Here is a 21,049-nt window from a genome sequence, read left to right as displayed (position 1 = left end):
CCGCCTGAGCCCCGCCGCCGGTGTGATTGGCTGGGGCCATGGCTAAGCGTGCACGTGTCAGGGCCCCTGAGCTGGTCGGCAAGGGCGGATGGCTCAACACCGGTGGCAAGGACCTCACCCTCGCGGATCTACGCGGAAAGTGCGTCATTGTCGACTTCTGGACATTTTGCTGCGTCAACTGCCTGCATGTCCTCGACGAGCTGCGCGAGCTGGAGGAGAAGCACCGCGACACCGTCGTGATCATCGGCGTCCATTCGCCGAAGTTCGTGCACGAGGCCGAGCATCAGGCAGTCGTCGACGCCGTCGAGCGGTACGAGGTCCACCACCCCGTGCTCGACGACCCCGAGCTGGCCACCTGGAAGCAGTACGCCGTACGCGCCTGGCCCACGCTGGTCGTCATCGACCCCGAGGGGTATGTCGTCGCCCAGCACGCGGGGGAGGGGCATGCCCACGCCATCTGGAAGCTGGTCGAGGAGCTGGAGGCCGAGCACGCCGCGAAGGGCACGCTGCGACGCGGCGACGGCCCGTACGTACCGCCGGAGCCGGAGGCGACCGATCTGCGCTTCCCCGGCAAGGCGCTCCTGCTGCCGTCCGGCAACTTCCTGGTGTCGGACTCGACCCGGCATCAGCTGGTGGAGCTCGCGGCGGACGGCGAGAGCGTGCTGCGCCGGGTGGGCAGCGGCGAGCGCGGCTTCGGCCCCGACTCCTTCAGCGAGCCGCAGGGGCTGGCCCTCCTCCCGGACGGCCGGGTGATCGTCGCGGACACGGTGAACCACGCGCTGCGGACGTATGACCCGGTCAGCGGTGTGGTGGAGACGGTCGCGGGGACCGGGCGACAGTGGTGGCAGGGTTCGCCGACGTCCGGGCCCGCCCTGGAGGTCGACCTGTCCTCGCCCTGGGATGTGGCCTACTTCGACGGTCAGGTGTGGATCGCGATGGCCGGGGTCCACCAGCTGTGGACGTACGACCCCGAAGCGGGGGTGGTGGCGGTCGCGGCCGGTACGACGAACGAGGGCCTCGTCGACGGGCCCGCCGCCGAGGCGTGGTTCGCCCAGCCGTCCGGGCTCGCCGCCGCGGCCGACGGGGAGCGGCTGTGGATCGCCGACTCGGAGACGTCCGCCCTGCGCTGGATCGACCGCGACCGGGTGGTGCACACCGCTGTCGGTACCGGCCTCTTCGACTTCGGCCACCGCGACGGTGAGGCTCAGCAGGCGCTGCTCCAACACCCGTTGGGCGTCACGGCACTGCCGGACGGCTCGGTCGCGGTGAGCGACACGTACAACCACGCGCTGCGCCGCTACGACCCGGCGAGCGGCGAGGTCAGCACGCTGGCGACGGACCTGCGGGAGCCGTCGGACGCGGTACTGGTCGATGGTGACATCGTGGTCGTCGAGTCCGCCCGGCACCGGCTGACCCGGCTGCGGCTGCCGGAGGAGGCGGTACGGGTCGAGGCGGTGGCCCACCGTACGCAGCGCGCCGCCACCGAGGTCGCGCCGGGACCACTGGAGTTGGACGTGGTCTTCCAGGCGCCCGCCGGACAGAAGCTGGACACCCGGTACGGCCCGTCCACCCGCCTCCTGGTGTCGGCGACGCCACCGGAGCTGCTGCTTTCGGGAGACGGCGCGGGGACGGACCTCGCGCGCCCCCTGGAGTTGAACCCCGCCGTGCAGGAGGGCGTCCTGCACGTCTCGGCGATGGCGGCGTCCTGTGACGACGACCCCTCGAATGAGTACCCGGCCTGCCACGTCCACCAACAGGACTGGGGCGTTCCGCTTCGGCTTAGTGAGGGCGGGGCGGGGCGCTTGGCGCTGGTGCTGGCGGGGCTGGACGAGGGCTAGTCAGCGTGCGTTCCTGAGTTCCTGAGTTCCGCCGCGTGGGGATCAGTTCTGGAACGCCGGGATGGCGAACCGTTCCGCGAGGCTTCGCCCCGCGCCGTGTGCGTTCAGGGCGTTGACCGAGTAGACCAAGGTCCGCGACAGGTCTCTCGTGGCGGCGATGACCGTGTGATAGCCAGGGCGCGCGCCTGTCTTGGCCCAGATCACCTTGCCGTTCACCTCTACGCGTTGGAGGCCCGCGCTGTACGTCGCACCGGGCAGGTCGGGCACCGTGAACATCTCCCCGAGCTGTGGCTCGGGCACGACCTCGCCGCGGAACAGGGCGTACAGGAACTTCTCCAGGTCGGCGGTCGTGGAGATCATGTCGCCAGCAGCCCAGCGGTCCGACATGTTCCACTCCGTGACGTCCACGACCTTGCCGTCCTCCATGACCTGGTAGCCGCGGTTGTGGGGGCCGTGGATGCGCGGATCGGCTCCGCTGGGGAAGGAGGTATGGCGCATGCCAACCGGCCTGAACACCCGTTGGGCAGCCTGGTGTTCGTAGCTGTCGCCGGTGACCTTCTCGATCAGCATGCCGAGCACCGTGTAGTGGATGTTGCCGTAACTCTGCCGCGTGCCCGGCGCGGATTCCGGCCCCTTGGCGACGGACTCGGCCACGACCTCCTCGGGCGTGAGCGTCTCGAAGCGCCGTTCGTAGCCCTCGCCGCGAGTGTCGCCCAGGGAGGCGCCTGGCTTGAGCCCGCTGGTGTAGTTGAGCAACTGCCGTACGGTGATGGGCGCGAAGTCGTCCGTGAGGAGCCCGGGAAGGTAGTCCTGCACCTTCCCGTCCAGGTCGAGCTTCCCCTCGGCGGCGAGCTGCAGCACGACCGCCGCCGTGACTACCTTGGTCGTGGACCCGGCGCGGAAGCGGGCGTGCCCTACGGCCTTCTGCCCCGTCCTCAGGCTCCGCACGCCCGCGCTGCCGCACCAGCGTTCGTCGCCCCCGAGCCGCACGAGCGCCGCCGTGGCGACGCCGTCCGGCAGCCCGGCGATGGCGCCGCGCAACGCGTCGGCAGCTGGTCCCGGCTTCACGGCGGAGGCACCGGTGGAGGCGCCGGTGGAGGCACCGGTGGGGGACGACGCGGCGAACGCCGGGGCCGTGAGGGGCGCCGCCGCCAGGCCGAGCACGAGAGCGGCGGCGAGGGCGCTGAGGGTGGTGTGGGTACGGGCACGGCTACGGCTGCTGCTACGGGTGCGGCTGCTGCTACGGGTGTGCATCTGGGCTCCAGGGTGGGCTGCTGGGTGGGCTGTTGAGGTCAGGTCCCATCCTGGCCAGCGCGCCGGGGCGACGGATCACCGATGGGGTGGAGGCAGACCCTGGTGACCCCCTAGGCCCAACAGGGCGGCACGCAAGGGGTGTTGTCAGGGTCCACCCTCAGGGGTGGCCTCCGCCGGGCGCGGCGGGCAAACGCGGGAGGGGCGTGTTTCGCTGCCGGACGGTTCGGTTGCGGTCGCGGTCGCGGTCGCGGAGCGCACGAGTGGTGGCCTGGCCGCTTCGGTGCCTACGGTCCGGGCCGACAAGCCGACCGGGGCCGCACCCTGCTGTCGGCCGCACCAGCGCGCGACGCTAGCCGAGGAGTTGGGCGCCAACGGGGCTGCGTTGTGGCTGCCTGGAGTGTGGGGCGGGACGGGGCGGGGCGGGTCGGTGTCGTGGTGGGCCAGTACCGCGTTGGGCACCGGTGGCCGCCCGGTTCGTCGGATGGTGGCGGGTCCGGGCCGGGTGTAAAGGGCGCTCCCTTTGGTCGCGTCGGCTGCGCCGATTCCGCTGTCGCTCCACCCTTGACACCCGTCCCGGACCCGCGAGGCTGAGGTACACCGGGCGGCCCAAAAACAGGGCAGCGGGACGGGTGGAGGGTGGTGAGCGTTTGAATGCCGGGTGCGGACTGGTTGTTGGGGCGCACGAGGGGGGTGGGTGGTGCGACACCGGCTCAGCGGCTGCGGGCGGTGGGGGTTGCGGGTGCACACGAGGGGGGTGGGTGGTGCGACACCGGCTCAGCGGCTGCGGGTCGTGGGGATGACCGGTGCGCACGAGAGGGGCAGGGTGGTGCCGCCCCGGCTCAGCGCCTGCGGATCATGAGGGTGGCCGGTGCGCACGAGGGGCGAGTGGGCGGTGCCACATGTCCACGGACGGTGGGACATCCGGGTGAGCGGACATTTTAAGTCCTTGCTCACGGACAGTTGATCTCCCTGTCCGGTTCGACTATTCGTCCTCTGCTCAGCTGCATCTGTGCATGTTCGGGACAGCCGGGCCCTGGGCGCCTGGGCCAACTGTGATGTCAGTGGTGGCTGCGATGCTGCGGCATGACCTCTTGGAACCTGCTTGATCTCGACAAGGCCCTGCGTGCCGGCTGGGCTGCCGACACCTGCTCGCCCGACGACCAGGCCGACTGGCAGCCGGGCAACCCGGCCTGGGGTCACTGCGACATCACGGCTTTGATCGTCAACGACGTCTTCGGCGGTGATCTCATGGTCGGCGAGGTGCATCTTGGCGGGACCCAGCACGGTTTCCACTGGTGGAACCGGCTGCCGAGCGGTGTGGAACTCGACTTGACCCGTGAGCAGTTCCAGCGCGGGCAGACGGTCACGGCTGCTCGTGTCGTCGTGCGGCCGCCGGGCCCGCTACCTCGCCGCCGGGAGGAGTACCTCCTGCTGCGTGAGCGTGTGATCAAGCACCTTGGCCCGCTTCCGGAGCCCGTCTGAGGAGACAGAGGTCACCGGGCCGGGCGCTTGGCGATCCCCTCTCGCCCCAGTCGGAAGTAAGAGGAGACTTTGGTACAGCAAGCCGCCCCTTTTGCCCGGGTTTTGGTGTCCCAAAGTCGCACTTCCCTCCCGACCTGACCCCACCAGCCCCAGACGTCCCTTCCCGTCCCACCCGTGGCGGTCGCCAGGCCGGGCGCCACTCCCACGCGTGGCTCGCGTGCCCGGTGGTCACCCCATCCGCCCGCTGTCGCTGAGCCGGGGCGGCAACACCCGCCCCCACGACCCGCAAGCACCGAGCCGGGGCAGCCCCGTCCGCTCAGCCATAGCGCGCACCCGTTCCCTCCACCCGCCGCAGTCGCCGATCCGGTGTCGCACCACCCCACCCCTCTCGTGCGCACCCCCGGCCCTCACCGCTCGCAGACGCTGAGCCGGTGTCGGGCCGCCCACCCCGCTTGTGCGCCCCAACAACCAGTCCGCACCCGGCATGCAAACGCTCACCACCCCCTACCCGTCCCGCTGCCCCGTCTTTTGGGCCGCCCGGTGTACCTCGCGTTCGCGGGTCCGGGTCGGGTGTCAAGGGTGGAGCGACAGCGGAATCGGCGCAGCCGACGCGACCGTAGGGAGCGCCCTTGATACCCGGGCCGGACCTGCCATCATCGGACGGACCGGGCGGCCACCGGTGCCCAACGCGGTACTGGCCCACCACGACACCGACCCGACCCACCCCGGCGCCCCAGGTGGCCGCGACGTTGCCCCGTCTAGCCGCGCCCGCGTCCGGGGAGCCCGGAGCTGGGTTGGTTAGTGCAGGGTGCGTCGCATCAGGATGCGGGGGTGGCCGGCCAGTACCGAGGTGGTGTCGGCGGCGTGGGTGAAGCCGGCGCGCTCGAAGTTCTTGCGGAGTCCGGCGTACGCCATCGTCGTGTCCACCTTGGCGTCGCCGTTGTCGAGGGGGTACGCCTCGATCGCCGGTGCGCCTTGGGAGCGGGCGAACTCGACCGCTCCGGCGATGAGAGCGTGCGTGATCCCCTGCTTGCGGTGGCCGGGGCGTACCCGGATGCACCACAGTGACCAGACCGGCAGGTCGTCGACGTGCGGGATCTTGCGGCTGTGGGCGAAGGCCGTGTCCGAGCGGGGTGCCACAGCGGCCCAGCCGACTGGCGTGTCGCCGTCGTACGCGAGCACCCCCGGCGGGGGCTGGTTTCGGCACAGCTTGGCTACGTACTCGCCGCGCGCTGGCCCACGGAGCTCGTTGTTGAGCTTGGACGGGATGCGGTAGCTCAGGCACCAGCACACGTTGGCGTCAGGTGACTTTGGGCCGACAACGTCACGGACGTCCTCGAAGACCGACGCCGGGCGAACTTCGATGGTCATGCCACCACGGTGTCACGACCTGCACAACGATGCTGCTCAGCCGATCACAGCGCGCTAGCGGCGGCCGCAGGGCGCTGCCTGATGCTGCCTGGACTTGAGGGTGTGGAGGAGGTGGGTGAGGGGGGCCGGGGTGGTGGCCAGCATCGTGGCCGGGGCATCGCTTTCCCGAAGGCGGATCCCGCCTTCGGCGGTGGCTAGCTCTACACAGTCATTGCCTTCGCCGCCGCCGGAGAAGGACGACTTCTGCCATGTGGCCGGGGTGGTCATGCCTGTGCCTCACAGTTCCTTTGCCATCCGTTGGATGATGTCGCGAGACTGCTCAGGGTCTAGCGACGCTGCCTCCACCTTACGGAACAGTGTTCGAAAGTGGTTCAGTTGGGCCTCGGCGTCAATGAAGCCCGTTCCGTGTGGGGCGTCGCGCACAACGGTGTCCAGTTGAGGCACCGGTCCGCCCACGTAGGCCATCGCGCTTCCGGCTCCCGCGAAGTTGTCCAGGTTGAAGGGGATGACCCGCACGGTCATGTGGTCCATCTCGGACAGCTCCAGGATTCGGGCGAGTTGGGTCCTGCACTCCGAACGACTGCTCACTCTGATGCGGAGGGCTGCCTCGTGGATCACAGCCTTGTACTCGATCGGATTGGGCTGCCCGATGACCCCGCGCCGCCGCATCCGATGCTCCACGCGTGGCTCCAGTTCGCTCGGAGGGAGTTCGGGCGCCATGTAAGAGAAGAGAGCTCGGGCGTAAGGCTCGGTCTGTAGGAGCCCCGGTACATGGATTACGGCTACGTCGTGCCGGAAGGTCGCGTGGTGATCGAGCTCGGAGAGGTCGAGGAAGGGTGCGGGGAGAACTCCTCGGTACTCCTCCCACCAGCCGCGCGTACGGTCGGTTGCCAGGGCGACCAGGGCATTGATGAGCGCCTCGTCTGTGCAGGCGTAGTGCGCTGCGAGGCGGCGTAGGCGGACCTCGCTTACGCCGGACAAGCCGGTCTCGATGTGTGTCATCTGGGTCGAGTTCACGCCGAGCAGGGCAGCCGTCTCCCGCGCCGTCAAGCCTGCGGCCTCGCGTAGCTTGCGCAGCTCAACGCCGAGGCGAAGCTGTCGAGCTGTGGGATGGCTTCTGGTGGCCATGTCTAGCTCCTTGGTCCAACTTGCTTGGATGGGCGACCCGTTCGGGTGTCAGATTACGGGGACCGCTTGCGGGACCTAAATGTAGAGGTCTACCGTCAGTGACACGTCGCAAACGCTGCGAGACCGGGGCTCCGGAAGCGCACCACGCCGTCATGCCGTGACGGCCGTGAAACTGCCACCGCCCGCTGACCGCCGCGAACTCCCTCTACCCTTCCACCACTCGGAGTTCCGCCATGCCGAAAATCGACGACGTGTACGACGAATCCTGGGAGTACACCCTCCACATCCCGCACGATCCGATCGCCGTGACGGTCTGCCGCCAGACTCTGCGGCTGGTCCTCGCCGCCCACGGCCTGGCCCACCTCACCGAGCTGGCCGAACTCCTTGCCACCGAGCTGATCGGCAACGCCGTACGGCACACCAAGGGCCCGGCCGCGCTCAGCGTGCACAGGTCCGGCGGCACGCTGCGGATCTGCGCGTGGGACGCCGACCCGACCCCTCCGGCCCCGCCTCCGCCCGCGCTCGCCCTGGCCCTCGCCCCGGACGTGGACGCCGAACAGGGGCGGGGGCTGGCCCTGGTGCGTACCTGGGCGGATGGCTGGGGGTGGCACCCGCTGGCCTCGGGTCGGGACACCAGGAAGGGGAAGTACGTGTGGTGCGAACTTGGCGCCGCGTAGCTCGTTGACCATGCCAGACAGAAAGGAGAGCTGATGGTCAGCTCGTCACACGAGGCGCTGCACCGGATCTTTCAGAAGGACACGGCGCTGCTGATCCGCGCCATCCAACACCTGCTCCACGTCCCGTTTCCCGAGCCGCGTGACATGGCGGTGCTCAACGCTGATCTCACGGAGATCGAACCGATCGAGCGGCGAGTGGACACACTGGTGCGGGTGGATACGGACGAGGGGGACTACCTGCTCGTCATCGAGGCGCAGGGGAAGAAGGACGAGGACAAGCGCGGAAGTTGGGCGTACTACCTCTCGTACCTCTACGCGAAGTTCCGCTGCCAACCGGTGCTGGTGGTCGTCACTCAGAGTGCTTCGACCGCCCGATGGGCCGCACAGCCCATCCGGTTGGGGCTGCCGGGCTGGCCCACGCTCACGTTACGGCCGCTGGTCCTGGGTCCGGACAACGTTCCGGTGATCGCGGAGGAGAGTGAGGCCGTGCGGGATGTTCCGCTCGCCGTGCTCTCGGCCCTGACGCATGGTCGGGGGCCCGCAGTCACGGCCATACTGGAGTCGCTGGCTGCCGCACTGGAAACCATCGACGTCGAGAGCGCGGCGGTGTTCGCTCAGCTCGTCGAGTCAGGCCTGGTCGACCCCCAGGCGAAGGAGATCTGGAGGGACAAGATGTCGACGATCAACTATTTCTTCCGCCACGAGGTCGCCCAGAAGGTGCGTGAGGAAGGCCGTGAGGAAGGCCGTGAGGAAGGCCGGTTGGAGGCACGGGCCACACTCGCCGAGGAGCGGGCCACGACGATCCTGCGCACGCTGAAGTGGCGCGGGGTTGAGGTGCCGGAAGCCGTGCGGCAGCGCGTGGTCTCCGCCACGGATCTGGAGCAGCTGGCGGTCTGGGTGGACCGGTCGTACCAGGTCGCCGACGCGGCTGAGCTGTTCGTCGAGGGGTGAGGGCCCGGGGCCGAGTCCAGGGCCCTCACCTTCTCGTCCAGATCAGCCCTCCAGGAACGCCACCAGCGCGTTCGCCAGCAGATACGGGTCCGCCGTAGCGCACAGTTCGCGGGCGCTGTGCATCGACAGGATCGCTACGCCGATGTCGACCGTCTTGATGCCGTGCCGGGCCGCCGTGATCGGGCCGATCGTCGTGCCGCAGGGCATGGTGTTGTTGGAGACGAAGGACTGGAAGGGGACGTCCGCCTTCTCGCAGGCCGCCGCGAACATCGCGCGGCCCGAACCGTCCGTCGCGTAACGGTTGTTGACGTTGACCTTGAGGATGGGGCCGCCGCCCGCGCGGGGGTGGTGGGTCGGGTCGTGGCGCTCCGCGTAGTTGGGGTGCACGGCGTGGCCGGTGTCGGAGGAGAGGCAGGCCGTACCGGCGAAGGCGCGGGCCTTGTCCTCGTACGAGCCGCCGCGCGCGAACACCGAGCGCTCCAGGACCGACCCGAGCAGCGGGCCGTCCGCGCCGGTGTCGGACTGGGAGCCGTTCTCCTCGTGGTCGAAGGCGGCGAACACCGGGATGTACGGGAGGTCGTCGCCCCGGTCGGTCGACACCGCCGCCAGCGCGGCCGTCGCCGCGTGTACCGAGAGCAGGTTGTCCATGCGCGGGCCCGCCAGGAGTTCGCGGTCGCGGCCCAGGTAGGCGGGGGGCTCGATGGAGTGGGTCATCAGGTCCCAGCCGGTCACCTCGCCCGCCGCCAGGCCGCACTCCTCCTCCAGGAAGCGGATCAGGTCGCCCTCGCGGGAGTCGCCGAGGCCCCAGACGGGCTGGAGGTGGCGCTGCTTGTCCAGCTTGAGGCCGTCGCTGCTGACGCTGCGGTCCAGGTGGATGGCGAGCTGGGGGACGCGCAGGAGCGGGCGGTCGACGTTGATCAGGCGGGTTGAGCCGTCGCGCAGGGTCAGGCGGCCCGCGAGGCCCAGGTCGCGGTCCAGCCAGGAGTTCAGCAGCGGGCCGCCGTAGATCTCGACGGCCACCTGCCGCCAGCCCGCGCTGCCCGTGTCGGGGAGCGGCTTGACGCGTAGGTTCGGGGAGTCGGTGTGGGCGCCGACGATGCGGAAGGGGGTGTGCGGGGCGGCGCCCTCGGGGACGTACCAGGCGATGATCGCGCCGCCGCGCAGTACGTACTTGCCGCCGCTGGTGGCGTCCCACGCGGAGGTCTCCTCGACCTGCTGGAAGCCCACCTTCTCCAGCCGCTCGGCGGCGTTGGCCACGGCGTGGTACGGGGACGGGCTCGCCGCCAGGAAGGGGATGAGGTCGTCGGTGTGACCGCGGTCGAAGCGTGACGAGGGGTGGGCTGGAGTGCTCATGGGGTCACCCTAACGAGGGGGGTGCGCCTGGTTCACGGCGATGCTCCAGCGAGTGGCGCACGCCTCGGTGCAGAGCCGCGCGCCCGGGGCGTTGTGCTGGGGCGCCACAGCACGACGGCCCGCTCCCGGTGATGTTCCGGGAGCGGGCGCCGTCGGCAGGTGCGGTTCGAGGCTTAGAAGGCCGCCTCGTCCAGCTCCATCAGGTCCAGGTCCACGCCCTCGGCCAGCGAGCGCTGCACCGCGACGCCCGGCAGGATGTTCGCGGCGAAGAACTTCGCCGCGGCGATCTTGCCCGCGTAGAACGCCTTGTCCTTCGACGAAGCCGTCTCCAGCTTCTCGGCGGCGACAGCCGCACCACGCAGCAGCAGGTAGCCCACGACCACGTCACCCGAGGCCAGCAGCAGGCGGGTGGAGTTGAGGCCGACCTTGTAGATGGACTTGACGTCCTTCTCGGTGGCCGCGAGGTCGGTCAGCATCGTGCCGACGATCGCCTCCAGGTCGACGGCCGCCTTGGCGAGCTCCTCGCGGGCGCCGGCCAGGTCCTCGCCGCCGGTGTTGACCGCGAGGAACTTCTTGATCTCCTCGGCGAGCTGGTTCAGCGCCGCGCCCTGGTTACGGACGATCTTCCGGAAGAAGTAGTCCTGGCCCTGGATGGCGGTGGTGCCCTCGTAGAGGGTGTCGATCTTGGCGTCCCGGATGTACTGCTCGACCGGGTACTCCTGCAGGTAGCCGGAGCCGCCGAAGGTCTGGAGCGACTGGGCGAGCTGCTCGTAGGCCTTCTCGGAGCCGTAGCCCTTGACGATCGGGAGCAGGAGGTCGTTGAGGGCCTCCAGCGCCTTGGCGTCCTCGCCCGCGGCCTCCTTGACGGCGATCTCGTCCTGGACGGAGGCGGTGTACATGACGAGGGAGCGCATGCCCTCGGCGTACGCCTTCTGCGTCATCAGCGAGCGGCGCACGTCCGGGTGGTGCGTGATGGTGACCTTGGGCGCGGTCTTGTCCATGAACTGCGCCAGGTCGGGGCCCTGGACGCGCTCCTTGGCGTACTCAAGGGCGTTCAGGTAGCCGGTCGACAGGGTCGAGATGGCCTTCGTGCCGACCATCATGCGAGCGAACTCGATGATGCGGAACATCTGGCGGATGCCGTCGTGCTTGTCGCCGATCAGCCAGCCCTTGGCGGGGTGCTTGTCGCCGAAGGTCATCTCGCAGGTGTTGGAGGCCTTGAGGCCCATCTTGTGCTCGACGTTGGTGGCGTAGACGCCGTTGCGCTCGCCCAGCTCGCCGGTCTCGAAGTCGAAGTGGAACTTCGGGACCAGGAAGAGGGACAGGCCCTTGGTGCCGGGGCCGTGGCCCTCGGGGCGGGCGAGGACGTAGTGGAGGATGTTCTCCTCCATGTCGTGCTCACCGGAGGTGATGAAGCGCTTCACGCCCTCGATGTGCCAGGAGCCGTCGTCCTGCTGTACGGCCTTCGCGCGGCCCGCGCCGACGTCCGAGCCCGCGTCGGGCTCGGTGAGGACCATGGTGGAGCCCCACTGCTTGTCGACCGCGATCTTCGCGATGTGCTTCTGCTGCTCGTTGCCCTCTTCGAAGAGGATGCCCGCGAACGCGGGGCCGGAGGAGTACATCCAGACCGCCGGGTTGGCACCCAGGATCAGCTCGGCGTAGGACCAGATGAGGGACGGCGGGGCGGTGGTGCCGCCGATCTCCTCGGGCAGGCCCAGGCGCCAGTACTCGGAGTCCATGAAGGCCTTGTAGCTCTTCTTGAAGGACGCCGGTACGGGCGCGGTGTTGGTCTCGGGGTCGAACACCGGCGGGTTGCGGTCGGCGTCGGCGAAGGACTCGGCAAGGTCGTTCTCAGCCAGCTTGCAGAGTTCTTCGAGAATGGTCTTGGCGGTCTCGACGTCCATCTCCGCGAACGGGCCGGTGCCGTACAGCTTGTCGCGCCCGAGCACCTCGAAGAGGTTGAACTCGATGTCCCGGAGATTCGACTTGTAGTGCCCCATGGCAACGGCTCCGTATGAGTATCGGGAGGCAGGGTCCTCGTCAATGCTGCTTGCCCATGCTTACCAGCAAGTAGCTACGATGATGCTACCCGTCGGTAATAAGAATCAACCCCTAACCGGCCATCTGTGACCAGTCTCGCCCTCGGCCGGGGTCGGGCGGGGTCGGGCAGGGGCCGGGCGGGGTCCGGCGCGGGGGCGAGACGGGGCTTTCGATGAGGCTGGCTAGGGGCGGTTGAATGCCGGTCGAGTGGCGGGGTGGGGCGCCCGGTGGGTGGGGCGCCCGGTGGGGGCGCGTGCGGCGCTTCACATGCCGTGGACCGCGGGGATGCGGCCCAGGCGGCCCGCCTGGAAGTCGTCCATCGCCTTCTGTAGCTCCTCGCGCGTGTTCATCACGAACGGCCCGTAGTGCGCCATCGGCTCCCGGATCGGGCGGCCGCCGAGGAGGATGACCTCCAGGTCCGGGGTGTGCGAGTCCTGCTTCTCATCCGCCCGTACGGTCAGTGAGGAGCCGGTGCCGAAGACCGCCGTCTGGCCGGAGTGCAGCGGGCGGCGGTCGGTGCCTACCGCGCCGCGACCCGCCAGCACGTACGCCAGGCCGTTGAAGTCCTCGCGCCAGGGCAGCGTGACCTCGGCGCCGGGACGGAGCGTGGCGTGCACCATCGTGATCGGGGTGTGGGTGATGCCGGGGCCTTCGTGGCCGTCCAGCTCGCCCGCGATCACCCGCAGCAGCGCGCCGCCGTCAGGCGAGGTCAGCAGCTGCACCTGGCCGCCGCGGATGTCCTGGTAGCGGGGGGCCATCATCTTGTCCGACGCGGGCAGGTTCACCCAGAGCTGGAGTCCGTGGAAGCGCCCGCCGGACGTCACGAGCGCCTCGGGCGGCGCCTCGATGTGCAGCAGGCCCGAGCCCGCGGTCATCCACTGGGTGTCGCCGTTCTGGATGGTGCCGCCGCCGCCGTTGGAGTCCTGGTGCACGAAGGTGCCGTCGATCAGGTATGTGACGGTCTCGAAGCCGCGGTGCGGGTGCCAGGGGGTCCCCTTCGGCTCGCCGGGCGCGTAATCCACCTCGCCCATCTGGTCCATCATGATGAACGGGTCGAGGTACTGGTAGTTGATGCCCGCGAACGCGCGGCGCACCGGAAAGCCCTCGCCCTCGAAACCGCTCGGGGCCGTGGTCACGGCGAGTACGGGGCGCGCGACGGCGGGGTCAGCGGGCGCGGCCACTCGGGGCAGGCTCAGCGGGTTCTCGACGGTCACTGCAGGCATGGTCGGACCTCCTTCTGGCTAGAGGTTAGTTGAATCTCGAACTTCTTGCCAAGGGAACGCGAAAAGCCCGGGAGGCATTCCCTCCCGGGCTTCAGGGGCTGAGTTCTCGCGACTGGCTGAGTCTCGGCTGCTTGCGGCTAGCCGCTACCCGTACATACGGCGCATCGCGAAGTCGACCATCTGCTCCACGGCCTTCGCGTCGAAGACCATCCGGTGCTCGCCCTCCATGTCCAGGACGAAGCCGTACCCGGTGGGCAGCAGGTCGATCACCTCGGCGCCGGTGATCACGAAATACTTGGAGTCCTTGCCCGCGTACCGGCGCAGCTCCTTGAGTGAGGTGAACATCGGGATCACCGGCTGCTGGGTGTTGTGCAGCGCGAGGAAGCCCGGGTTGTCGCCGCGTGGGCAGTAGACCTTCGAGGTGGCGAAGGTCTGCTGGAAGTCCTCGGGCGCCAGCGACCCGGTGGTGAAGGCGCGTACGGCGTCGGCGAGTGAGGGAGGTGACGGTTCGGGGTAGGCGGGTGCCTGATGGCCGTAGCCGCCGGGCATCTGCTGCTGCGGCGGTGGCTGTGGTGGCGCGTACTGCTGCGAGGCGTCACCGCCAGTCGCGTGCTGGCCGTATCCGTACATGACCGCAAGAGTACTGAGTGTGGCGCCCCCTCGTGGGCGATCCCCCGGTGATCGCGTACGGATGCTCGTATACGGATGCTCGTATACGGATGCTCGCGTACGGGCGGCCACCGCCGTGATCACCCGGTGGTCCCGTGATCACCCGGGCGGGCGCGATGGGAGGGACGTGGCGCGGGGGGCGTGGTCGGGTGGGGCTATGGCCTCGCCCCTGACCCAGCCGCCGCTCCTTCCGCGCGGCGCTCGCCGCGTCGCCGCATGGTGCGCGGTCGCCCTGCTGGTCACGGGGGTGGCCGCGGTCGGGATCTGGCTGTGCGTCGAGCTCCGCGCGGTGGTCACGCCCGTACTGATCGCGGTCCTCGGAGCCGGGCTGCTCGGGCCGCTCTACCGCAGGCTCCTCGCCCTCCACGTGAACCCCTCGGTCGCCGCCGGGCTGACCTGCACCGCCGTGCTCGTCTTCGTCGGCGGCGCCGTCTACATCGTGGTCAGCGCGCTGATCGACACCGGCGACGAGATCATCGCCTCACTACAGGAGGCGGCGCTCACCCTCGCCGACCACTTCGGCGCCGCCGGGACCTCGCTCGACGATCTGGCCTCGAACGCCAGGGACCTGCTCGCCGAGTTCGGCGGCACCGCGGCCTCCGGGGTGATCAGCGGGATCAGCGTGGTCGGTCAGATGATCGCGGCGGCCGTGCTCGCGCTGCTGCTGATCTTCTTCTTCCTCCGCGACTCCGACCGCGCCGTCGCGTCCCTGCGGTCCCTCGCCCCGGGGGACACCGGCGACATCCTGGAAGCGATGGCGCGGCGCGCCTTCGAGGCGGTCGCGGGCTTTATGCGCGGGACGACCTTCATCGCCCTGATCGACGCGGTCTGCATCACCATCGGCCTGCTGATCCTGGGGGTGCCCGGCGCGTTCGGGCTCGGCGCGCTGGTGTTCGTCGGCGCCTACATCCCGTACCTCGGTGCGTTCATCTCGGGGGCGGTCGCGGTCCTGGTGGCGCTCGCGGACCGTGGGTTCGTGATCGCGCTGTGGGCGCTTGGGGTGGTGCTCGCCGTACAGATGCTGGAGGGCAATCTGCTCCAGCCCATGATCCAGAGCCGTACGGTGCAGATGCACCCGGCCGTCGTGCTGCTGGCGATCACGGCGGGTGCCTCGGTCGCGGGGGTGCTGGGGATGCTGCTCGCGGTCCCGGTCACCGCGGCGGCGTTCGGGGTGTTCTTTGAGCTTCGGGCGCGGTACGGGGTGGGCGGGGCGGGGGAGCCGCCGCCCCCGGAGGGGGACGTATGACGACACGTCCGTAAGACGCTGTAAGACGTCCGTAAGGCCTCCGTAAGGCGTTCGTCCCTACGCGTCCCCCGGACCTGACTCGTACAGCTCGAACCAGATCGACTTGCCCTGGCCGCCGCGCGGGTCGACGCCCCACGTGTCCGCCAGTAGTTCCATCAGGACCAGTCCCCGCCCGGACGAGGCCAGCTCACCGGGGTGCCGCTTGTGCGGGAGCTCGTCGCTGGCGTCGGAGACCTCCACGCGCAGGCGCCGGGAGCCCCGCTCGCCGCGCGCCGTGGCCACGATCAGGGCGTCGCCGTCGGTGTGCACCAGGACGTTGGTGGCCATCTCGGAGACCATCAGGACCGCCGCGTCGACCTGGTCCGGGTCGGCCCAGTCGTGCAGTAGCTCCCGCAGATGCTGCCGGGCGCCCGCGATCCGCTCCGGCTCGGCCTGCGCCACGGTCAGTACGGTGCGCCGGGGTGGGGCGACCGGGACGGTGCCGCGTGGGCCAGGGCCGACGGGGTTCCGGTGCAGCAGGAGCAGCGCGATGTCGTCCTCGCGGCGGTCGGCCAGGGGGCCGGTCGAGTAGTGCGAGGTCGGGCCGTGCACCGCCTGGACCAGTTCGTCGGCGAGCTGCTCCAGGTCATCGCCGTACTCATGCCCGTACTCGTACTCCTGTCCGAACTCGTACCCCTGCTCGTCCCCCTGCCCGTGCGTCTCAAGAATCTCGCGGAGTCTGGTCCATCCGGTGTCCAGGTCGTGGCCGCCGGTCTCGATCAGGCCGTCGGTGCAGATCATCATCGTCTCGCCGGGGGCCAGGACCAGCCGCGTCGTCGGGTAGTCCGCGTCCGGGTCGATGCCCAGCGGCAGCCCGCCCGCCGTGGACGGGGTCACCACCGTGCCGTCGCCGAGCCGGATCACCGGGTCCGGGTGGCCCGCGCGGGCGATCTCCAGGACGCCGGACTCCGGGTCGGCCTCCACGTACAGGCAGGTCGCGAAGCGCGGGTCGGCGGTGTCAGCGGATGCGGCGGGGCCGCCGGTGGAGCCGTAGGTGACGGAGTCGGTGATGCCGGTGAGGAAGCGGGTGGCGCGGGAGAGTACGGCGTCGGGGCGGTGGCCTTCGGAGGCGTACGCGCGCAGGGCTATCCGCAGCTGGCCCATCAGCCCGGCGGCCCGTACGTCATGCCCCTGGACGTCGCCGATGACGAAGGCGTACCGGCCGAAGGGCAGCGGGATCATGTCGTACCAGTCGCCGCCGACCTGGAGCCCGCCACCGGTCGGTACGTACCGCGCGGCAACCGCCATCCCCGGGATCTCGGGGCCGAGTGCGGGCATCATCGCGCGCTGGAGCCCCTCGGTCAGCTCGCGCTCGGACTCGGCGACCCCGGCCCGTGACAGGGCCTGTGCCAGCATCCGGGCCACCGTGGACAGCACCGAGCGCTCGTCCGGGGTGAAGGAGACCGGATAGGTGAACGCCGCCATCCAGGCGCCGATGGTGCGGCCCGCGACGATCAGTGGCAGAAAGGCCCAGGACTGGCGGCCGAACCGCTCGACGAGCGGCCAGATGGTGGGGTAGCGCTCCTTGTACGCCTCGGGGGTGCTCAGATAGACGGCGCGTCCGGTGCGGACCACGTCGGCCGCCGGATAGTCCGTGTCCAGCGGCATGTCCGAGAACGGTTCCTCGTCGCCCGGCGAGTGGCCGTGGTGCCCGATGACGGTGAGCCGGTCGCCCGCGACCCCGAAGACGCCCAGCCCGTCGGGTGAGAAGCCCGGCATCGACAGGCCGCTGGCGACGCGCAGCACCTCGGCCGTCGACCGCGCCTCGGCGAGCGCCCGCCCCGCGTCGAGCAGGAACGCCTCGCGGGAGCGCCGCCAGTCGCCGGTGACCGGGGTGCGGGCCGCGCTGCCGGGGATCTCGCTGACCTCTTGCAGCGTGCCGATCAGCTCGTAGTGGCGGTCGCCGTGGAGGACCGGCTTGGTGCGGCTGCGGACGGTACGCACCACGCGGCCCCGCTCGTCCATCACGCGCAGCCGCGCCTCGGCGAGGGTGCCTTCGGCCAGGGCCAGCTGGACGACGGGGTAGACCTCGTTCCAGTCGACGGCGTGGAAGCGGGCGCGGACGGCCGCCTCGGTGGTGATGACGAGGGCGTCGGGCGGGGCGCCCGGGGCCTGGGGGATGCCCAGCAGCCTGGCCGCCTCCGCGTCGAGGGTGGCGATCCCGGTGTCGCTGTCCCAGCGCCACAGGCCCGTCGCGATGGCGGCCAGGATCTCGCCCACGGGGGGCAGGGGACCCTGATCGTCGGTGCGCATTGCTTCACTTTAGGAAGATTCGTCGGATTAGCGCCACTGAGGTTGTCGGCGAGGTGCCAGCGAGGATGTCAGCGGCGACGGCGACCACGACACCGTGGTGACATGTTTATGTCAAGGGAGGGGTGGGGGGCTGCCGGTAGCCTGGGGTGGTTGATTCCCGCCTGTCTCGCGATGAATGACGCGAAGAATTGGATGAATGATGCACCGGTACAGGTCCCATACCTGCGGCGAACTCCGCGCCTCCGCCGTCGGCGCCGAGGTCCGGCTGAGCGGTTGGCTGCACAATCGCCGAGACCTGGGCGGCATCCTCTTCATCGATCTCCGTGACCACCATGGTCTGGTCCAGCTGGTCGCCCGCCCGGACACCGCCGCGTTCGACGCCCTCGACAAGCTCTCCAAGGAGACCGTCGTCCGCGTCGACGGCAAGGTGATCTCCCGCGGCGCCGAGAACGTCAACGCCGAGCTCGCCACCGGCGAGATCGAGGTCGAGGTCTCGGAGGTCGAGGTGCTCGGCGCGGCCCAGCAGCTGCCGTTCCAGATCAACCAGGACGACGGGGTCGGCGAGGAGCGCCGCCTGGAGTACCGCTTCCTGGACCTGCGCCGCGAGCGCATGCACCGCAACATCATGCTGCGTACGGCCGTGATCTCGGCCATCCGGCACAAGATGACCGCACTCGGCTTCAACGAGATGGCGACCCCGATCCTGACCGCGACGTCCCCCGAGGGCGCCCGCGACTTCGTGGTGCCGTCCCGCCTGAACCCGGGCAAGTTCTACGCCCTGCCGCAGGCCCCGCAGCAGTTCAAGCAGCTGCTGATGATCTCGGGCTTCGACCGGTACTTCCAGATCGCGCCCTGCTTCCGCGACGAGGACGCCCGCGCGGACCGCTCGCCCGGCGAGTTCTACCAGCTTGACGTCGAGATGAGCTTCGTCGAGCAGGAGGACGTCTTCCAGCCCATCGAGCAGCTGATGACCGAGCTCTTCGAGGAGTTCGGCGGCGGCCGCCACGTCACGTCACCCTTCCCGCGCATCCCGTTCCGCGAGTCGATGCTGAAGTACGGCAACGACAAGCCGGACCTGCGCGCGCAGCTCGAACTGGTCGACATCACCGACGTCTTCGAGGGCTCGGAGTTCAAGGCGTTCGCGGGCAAGCACGTGCGTGCGCTGCCGGTGCCGGATGTGGCTGGGCAGTCCCGGAAGTTCTTCGACGGGCTCGGCGACTACGCGGTCGAGCAGGGCGCGAAGGGTCTGGCCTGGGTGCGCGTCGCCGAGGACGGTTCGCTGACCGGCCCGATCGCCAAGTTCCTGACGGATGAGAACGTCAAGGTCCTCACCAAGCGCCTCGGCCTCGCCGCCGGTCACGCCGTCTTCTTCGGCGCGGGCGACTTCGACGAGGTCTCCAAGATCATGGGCGCGGTTCGCGTCGAGGCCGCCAAGCGCTCTGGGCACTTCGAGGAAGGCGTCTTCCGCTTCTGCTGGATCGTGGACTTCCCGATGTACGAGCGGGACGAGGAGACCGGCAAGATCGACTTCTCGCACAACCCCTTCTCGATGCCCCAGGGCGGCATGGCCGACCTGGAGGAGAAGGACCCACTCGACATCCTGGCCTGGCAGTACGACATCGTCTGCAACGGCATCGAGCTGTCGTCCGGCGCGATCCGGAACCACGAGCCCGAGGTCATGCTCAAGGCCTTCGAGATCGCGGGCTACGACCGGGACACCGTCGAGCACGAGTTCGCGGGCATGCTCCGCGCCTTCCGCTTCGGTGCCCCGCCGCACGGCGGGATCGCCCCGGGCGTGGACCGCATCGTGATGCTGCTGGCCGACGAGCCGAACATCCGCGAGACGATCGCCTTCCCGCTCAACCAGAACGCGCAGGACCTGATGATGGGCGCGCCGACGCAGCTGGACGAGTCGCGACTGCGCGAGCTGAACATCGCGCTGCGCAAGCCGGTGGCGGACAAGGACAAGGACAAGTCCGAGAAGTAGGCGGTACGCACCGCGCGGCGTGTGACGTCGGCCCTTGGGACCTGGTGGTCCTGGGGGCCGACGTTGTCGTGCTGGGAGGCGATGGGTCCGTTATGCCCCGGAGGGTGGTACGCCTTCGGGAGGCTTGGCGAACAGGTCCCGTACATCGGTGACGGTCGCCGCGAGATCTAGCCAGCGCGCGAGAGTGCGCAGGTCGGAGCAGGCGGTGATGTACGCCGCGATCTCGTCGGAGCAGGAGATGTCGCGCTCGTCCAGGGCCCGCAGCACAGCCTCTGCCCAGCCTTCGGTGTATCCCTTGGCCCAGCCGTCCGCATAGTTGTCGGACCAGCACTCCAACTTGGCGCGCACGCGACTGAGGTCGCGAGGCGACAGCCCGCTGTCATGGCCCAGTTGCTTCAGACCAGCGACGAAGACCGCCAGGCACTTGGCAGGCGGCACCCCCAGCCCCAGACTCAGCGCCGTGAGCTGTATCCGCGCTGACACTTCCCTCTCCAGGTCTTCGCCCATGTACGCAAACACGCTGTCAGCCTGCTTGGTGTCCGACCGGTGAGGCGCCATTACGTCCGGTCCGGGTGGGCCACCGGGGCTTCGGTGGCTTCGGTGGCTTCGGCGAACAGATCCTCGGCAGCGGTGGCCGTGAGAGACCGACGGAACCAGCGTGTGAGGACGTCCGGTTCGGTGCAGGCCAGGATGCGTTCCCGGACAGCGTCGGTGACAGAGATGCCCCGCTCTTCCAGGGCGAGGAGGACGAACTTGGCCTCGCCCTTGGCCTCGCCTTCGAGGTAGGCCGTCTCGCGGTCCGTGCCCCTGCCGGGAAAGTAGCTGGCGACGCTCATGACTTGCCTCCATGTGGCTCTGGCTGGGGTGTCTCCCAGGTTGATGTCCAGGAACTCGTAGAAGTAGGTGGCCGCTTCCCTGTCCATCGACTGGAGGGCGCGGCCCAGCGCCTCCAGTATGGCGCCGATTTGCGCGTGATTGGCGTGTGCCAGGGCAGCGATCGCGGCCAGCGCGGGCTTGGCCCTCGCGGTCCGCTCGTCGGTGATCACTGGCAGATTGTCCGGGCCGACGACGAGGGGATACGTGCGCTGGGTGGTCCAGTCCTGGGTTCCGCAGCTGAAGGGCCCGGTCGCCCACTTGGCTGTAGCTCGGTTCTGGCAGACCACCAGGAGGAGCACCGGCAGGGTGTACTTGGACTGGAGATAGGCGACGTAGTACGCCCAGCTCAGCTCCTTCTTCGTGTCCCGCCGCCCCTGTGCCTCGACGGCGAGGAGGAAGTCGTTCCCATCGGATGGGCCGACGAGTAATAGCGTGTCGATGCGACGCTCCAGTGGCCTGGTCTCCGTCACGTCGGGGGTGAGCGCGTCCACGGTTGCTTTCCCGGGGAACGGGATGTTGAGCGTCGCGAAGACAGGCGCGAGGATCTCGGGCCGCTCCTGAAAGATGCGGTGCGAGCCCTCGTGGGCTGATGTGACCATGTGGGGAACCTATGCAGGTCGGCGGGCTGAAAGCCCGGATGTTCGAGTGGGATCACCCGTTCG

At 69.5% G+C, this 21,049-nt stretch carries 17 protein-coding genes; 6 read left to right on the top strand and 11 right to left on the bottom strand.

The window, feature by feature from the left end; translation table 11 throughout:
* The first annotated feature begins 38 nt into the window (after positions 1–38).
* Positions 39–1,838, top strand: a complete 1,800-nt coding sequence (locus tag GCN81_RS29825) for an NHL domain-containing thioredoxin family protein (RefSeq protein WP_156727659.1) — start codon at positions 39–41, stop codon at positions 1,836–1,838.
* Between the two features lie 42 nt (positions 1,839–1,880).
* On the opposite strand, the gene GCN81_RS29820 is transcribed toward GCN81_RS29825, so the two are convergent.
* On the bottom strand, positions 1,881–3,092 hold the full coding sequence (locus GCN81_RS29820) for a serine hydrolase domain-containing protein (protein ID WP_156727658.1): 1,212 nt from the start codon (positions 3,090–3,092) through the stop codon (positions 1,881–1,883).
* Between the two features lie 1,083 nt (positions 3,093–4,175).
* Here GCN81_RS29820 and GCN81_RS29815 point away from each other — a divergent pair.
* A complete protein-coding gene (locus tag GCN81_RS29815; protein ID WP_156727657.1) occupies positions 4,176–4,574 on the top strand; it encodes a YunG family protein in 399 nt (132 codons plus the stop codon).
* Between the two features lie 798 nt (positions 4,575–5,372).
* On the opposite strand, the gene GCN81_RS29810 is transcribed toward GCN81_RS29815, so the two are convergent.
* From GCN81_RS29810 to GCN81_RS29800, 3 genes are read right to left on the bottom strand one after another with little or no spacing between them, the layout of a single operon-like run.
* Positions 5,373–5,945, bottom strand: a complete 573-nt coding sequence (locus GCN81_RS29810) for a GNAT family N-acetyltransferase (RefSeq protein WP_156727656.1) — start codon at positions 5,943–5,945, stop codon at positions 5,373–5,375.
* Between the two features lie 54 nt (positions 5,946–5,999).
* On the bottom strand, positions 6,000–6,212 hold the full coding sequence (locus GCN81_RS29805; RefSeq protein ID WP_156727655.1) for a DUF397 domain-containing protein: 213 nt from the start codon (positions 6,210–6,212) through the stop codon (positions 6,000–6,002).
* A 9-nt stretch (positions 6,213–6,221) separates the two neighbouring features.
* Positions 6,222–7,073, bottom strand: coding sequence for a helix-turn-helix domain-containing protein (locus tag GCN81_RS29800; protein WP_156727654.1), 852 nt, complete (start codon positions 7,071–7,073; stop codon positions 6,222–6,224).
* A 233-nt stretch (positions 7,074–7,306) separates the two neighbouring features.
* On the opposite strand from GCN81_RS29800, the gene GCN81_RS29795 reads away from it, so the two are divergent.
* Both GCN81_RS29795 and GCN81_RS29790 read left to right on the top strand, forming a co-directional pair.
* Positions 7,307–7,750 carry an ATP-binding protein gene (locus GCN81_RS29795; protein ID WP_156727653.1) on the top strand — a complete coding sequence of 148 codons (444 nt, stop codon included), beginning with the start codon at positions 7,307–7,309 and terminating at the stop codon, positions 7,748–7,750.
* A gap of 33 nt (positions 7,751–7,783) precedes the next feature.
* Positions 7,784–8,701, top strand: a complete 918-nt coding sequence (locus GCN81_RS29790) for a hypothetical protein (RefSeq protein ID WP_156727652.1) — start codon at positions 7,784–7,786, stop codon at positions 8,699–8,701.
* Positions 8,702–8,743: 42 nt separating this feature from the next.
* Here GCN81_RS29790 and GCN81_RS29785 read toward each other — a convergent pair whose 3' ends face one another.
* The 4 genes from GCN81_RS29785 to GCN81_RS29770 all read right to left on the bottom strand — a co-directional run bounded on the left by GCN81_RS29785 (position 8,744) and on the right by GCN81_RS29770 (position 13,947).
* Positions 8,744–10,054 carry a M18 family aminopeptidase gene (locus GCN81_RS29785; RefSeq protein ID WP_156727651.1) on the bottom strand — a complete coding sequence of 437 codons (1,311 nt, stop codon included), beginning with the start codon at positions 10,052–10,054 and terminating at the stop codon, positions 8,744–8,746.
* A gap of 173 nt (positions 10,055–10,227) precedes the next feature.
* Positions 10,228–12,054, bottom strand: coding sequence for an acyl-CoA dehydrogenase (locus GCN81_RS29780; RefSeq protein ID WP_156727650.1), 1,827 nt, complete (start codon positions 12,052–12,054; stop codon positions 10,228–10,230).
* Positions 12,055–12,357: 303 nt separating this feature from the next.
* Positions 12,358–13,317, bottom strand: a complete 960-nt coding sequence (locus tag GCN81_RS29775) for a pirin family protein (protein WP_156727649.1) — start codon at positions 13,315–13,317, stop codon at positions 12,358–12,360.
* A 144-nt stretch (positions 13,318–13,461) separates the two neighbouring features.
* Positions 13,462–13,947, bottom strand: a complete 486-nt coding sequence (locus GCN81_RS29770; RefSeq protein WP_156727648.1) for an SseB family protein — start codon at positions 13,945–13,947, stop codon at positions 13,462–13,464.
* A 196-nt stretch (positions 13,948–14,143) separates the two neighbouring features.
* Here GCN81_RS29770 and GCN81_RS29765 point away from each other — a divergent pair, with 196 nt between their 5' ends.
* The gene (locus GCN81_RS29765) at positions 14,144–15,232 is read left to right on the top strand and encodes an AI-2E family transporter (protein ID WP_156727647.1); all 1,089 of its coding nucleotides are present in this window, start codon (positions 14,144–14,146) and stop codon (positions 15,230–15,232) included.
* A 57-nt stretch (positions 15,233–15,289) separates the two neighbouring features.
* On the opposite strand, the gene GCN81_RS29760 is transcribed toward GCN81_RS29765, so the two are convergent.
* The gene (locus GCN81_RS29760) at positions 15,290–17,524 is read right to left on the bottom strand and encodes an ATP-binding SpoIIE family protein phosphatase (RefSeq protein WP_156727646.1); all 2,235 of its coding nucleotides are present in this window, start codon (positions 17,522–17,524) and stop codon (positions 15,290–15,292) included.
* Positions 17,525–17,723: 199 nt separating this feature from the next.
* On the opposite strand from GCN81_RS29760, the gene aspS reads away from it, so the two are divergent.
* The gene (gene aspS / locus GCN81_RS29755; protein ID WP_156727981.1) at positions 17,724–19,511 is read left to right on the top strand and encodes an aspartate--tRNA ligase; all 1,788 of its coding nucleotides are present in this window, start codon (positions 17,724–17,726) and stop codon (positions 19,509–19,511) included.
* Positions 19,512–19,601: 90 nt separating this feature from the next.
* Here the strand turns inward: aspS and GCN81_RS29750 are convergent, their stop codons facing one another.
* On the bottom strand, positions 19,602–19,994 hold the full coding sequence (locus GCN81_RS29750; protein WP_156727645.1) for a hypothetical protein: 393 nt from the start codon (positions 19,992–19,994) through the stop codon (positions 19,602–19,604).
* Between the two features lie 74 nt (positions 19,995–20,068).
* A complete protein-coding gene (locus GCN81_RS29745) occupies positions 20,069–20,986 on the bottom strand; it encodes a hypothetical protein (RefSeq protein ID WP_156727644.1) in 918 nt (305 codons plus the stop codon).
* Positions 20,987–21,049 lie beyond the last annotated feature (63 nt).

Source organism: Streptomyces apocyni, assembly GCF_009739465.1.
GTDB lineage: Bacteria > Actinomycetota > Actinomycetes > Streptomycetales > Streptomycetaceae > Streptomyces > Streptomyces apocyni.
Note: the sequence above shows the minus strand (reverse complement) of the source record. Positions and strands in the feature narration are given on the sequence as shown.

Coding starts and splice junctions, on each gene's coding strand:
- GCN81_RS29825 (WP_156727659.1), top strand. CDS start 39: ATGGCTAAGCGTGCACGTGTCAGGGCCCCTGAGCTGGTCGGCAAGGGC.
- GCN81_RS29820 (WP_156727658.1), bottom strand. CDS start 3,092: ATGCACACCCGTAGCAGCAGCCGCACCCGTAGCAGCAGCCGTAGCCGT.
- GCN81_RS29815 (WP_156727657.1), top strand. CDS start 4,176: ATGACCTCTTGGAACCTGCTTGATCTCGACAAGGCCCTGCGTGCCGGC.
- GCN81_RS29810 (WP_156727656.1), bottom strand. CDS start 5,945: ATGACCATCGAAGTTCGCCCGGCGTCGGTCTTCGAGGACGTCCGTGAC.
- GCN81_RS29805 (WP_156727655.1), bottom strand. CDS start 6,212: ATGACCACCCCGGCCACATGGCAGAAGTCGTCCTTCTCCGGCGGCGGC.
- GCN81_RS29800 (WP_156727654.1), bottom strand. CDS start 7,073: ATGGCCACCAGAAGCCATCCCACAGCTCGACAGCTTCGCCTCGGCGTT.
- GCN81_RS29795 (WP_156727653.1), top strand. CDS start 7,307: ATGCCGAAAATCGACGACGTGTACGACGAATCCTGGGAGTACACCCTC.
- GCN81_RS29790 (WP_156727652.1), top strand. CDS start 7,784: ATGGTCAGCTCGTCACACGAGGCGCTGCACCGGATCTTTCAGAAGGAC.
- GCN81_RS29785 (WP_156727651.1), bottom strand. CDS start 10,054: ATGAGCACTCCAGCCCACCCCTCGTCACGCTTCGACCGCGGTCACACC.
- GCN81_RS29780 (WP_156727650.1), bottom strand. CDS start 12,054: ATGGGGCACTACAAGTCGAATCTCCGGGACATCGAGTTCAACCTCTTC.
- GCN81_RS29775 (WP_156727649.1), bottom strand. CDS start 13,317: ATGCCTGCAGTGACCGTCGAGAACCCGCTGAGCCTGCCCCGAGTGGCC.
- GCN81_RS29770 (WP_156727648.1), bottom strand. CDS start 13,947: ATGTACGGATACGGCCAGCACGCGACTGGCGGTGACGCCTCGCAGCAG.
- GCN81_RS29765 (WP_156727647.1), top strand. CDS start 14,144: ATGGCCTCGCCCCTGACCCAGCCGCCGCTCCTTCCGCGCGGCGCTCGC.
- GCN81_RS29760 (WP_156727646.1), bottom strand. CDS start 17,524: ATGCGCACCGACGATCAGGGTCCCCTGCCCCCCGTGGGCGAGATCCTG.
- aspS (WP_156727981.1), top strand. CDS start 17,724: ATGCACCGGTACAGGTCCCATACCTGCGGCGAACTCCGCGCCTCCGCC.
- GCN81_RS29745 (WP_156727644.1), bottom strand. CDS start 20,986: ATGGTCACATCAGCCCACGAGGGCTCGCACCGCATCTTTCAGGAGCGG.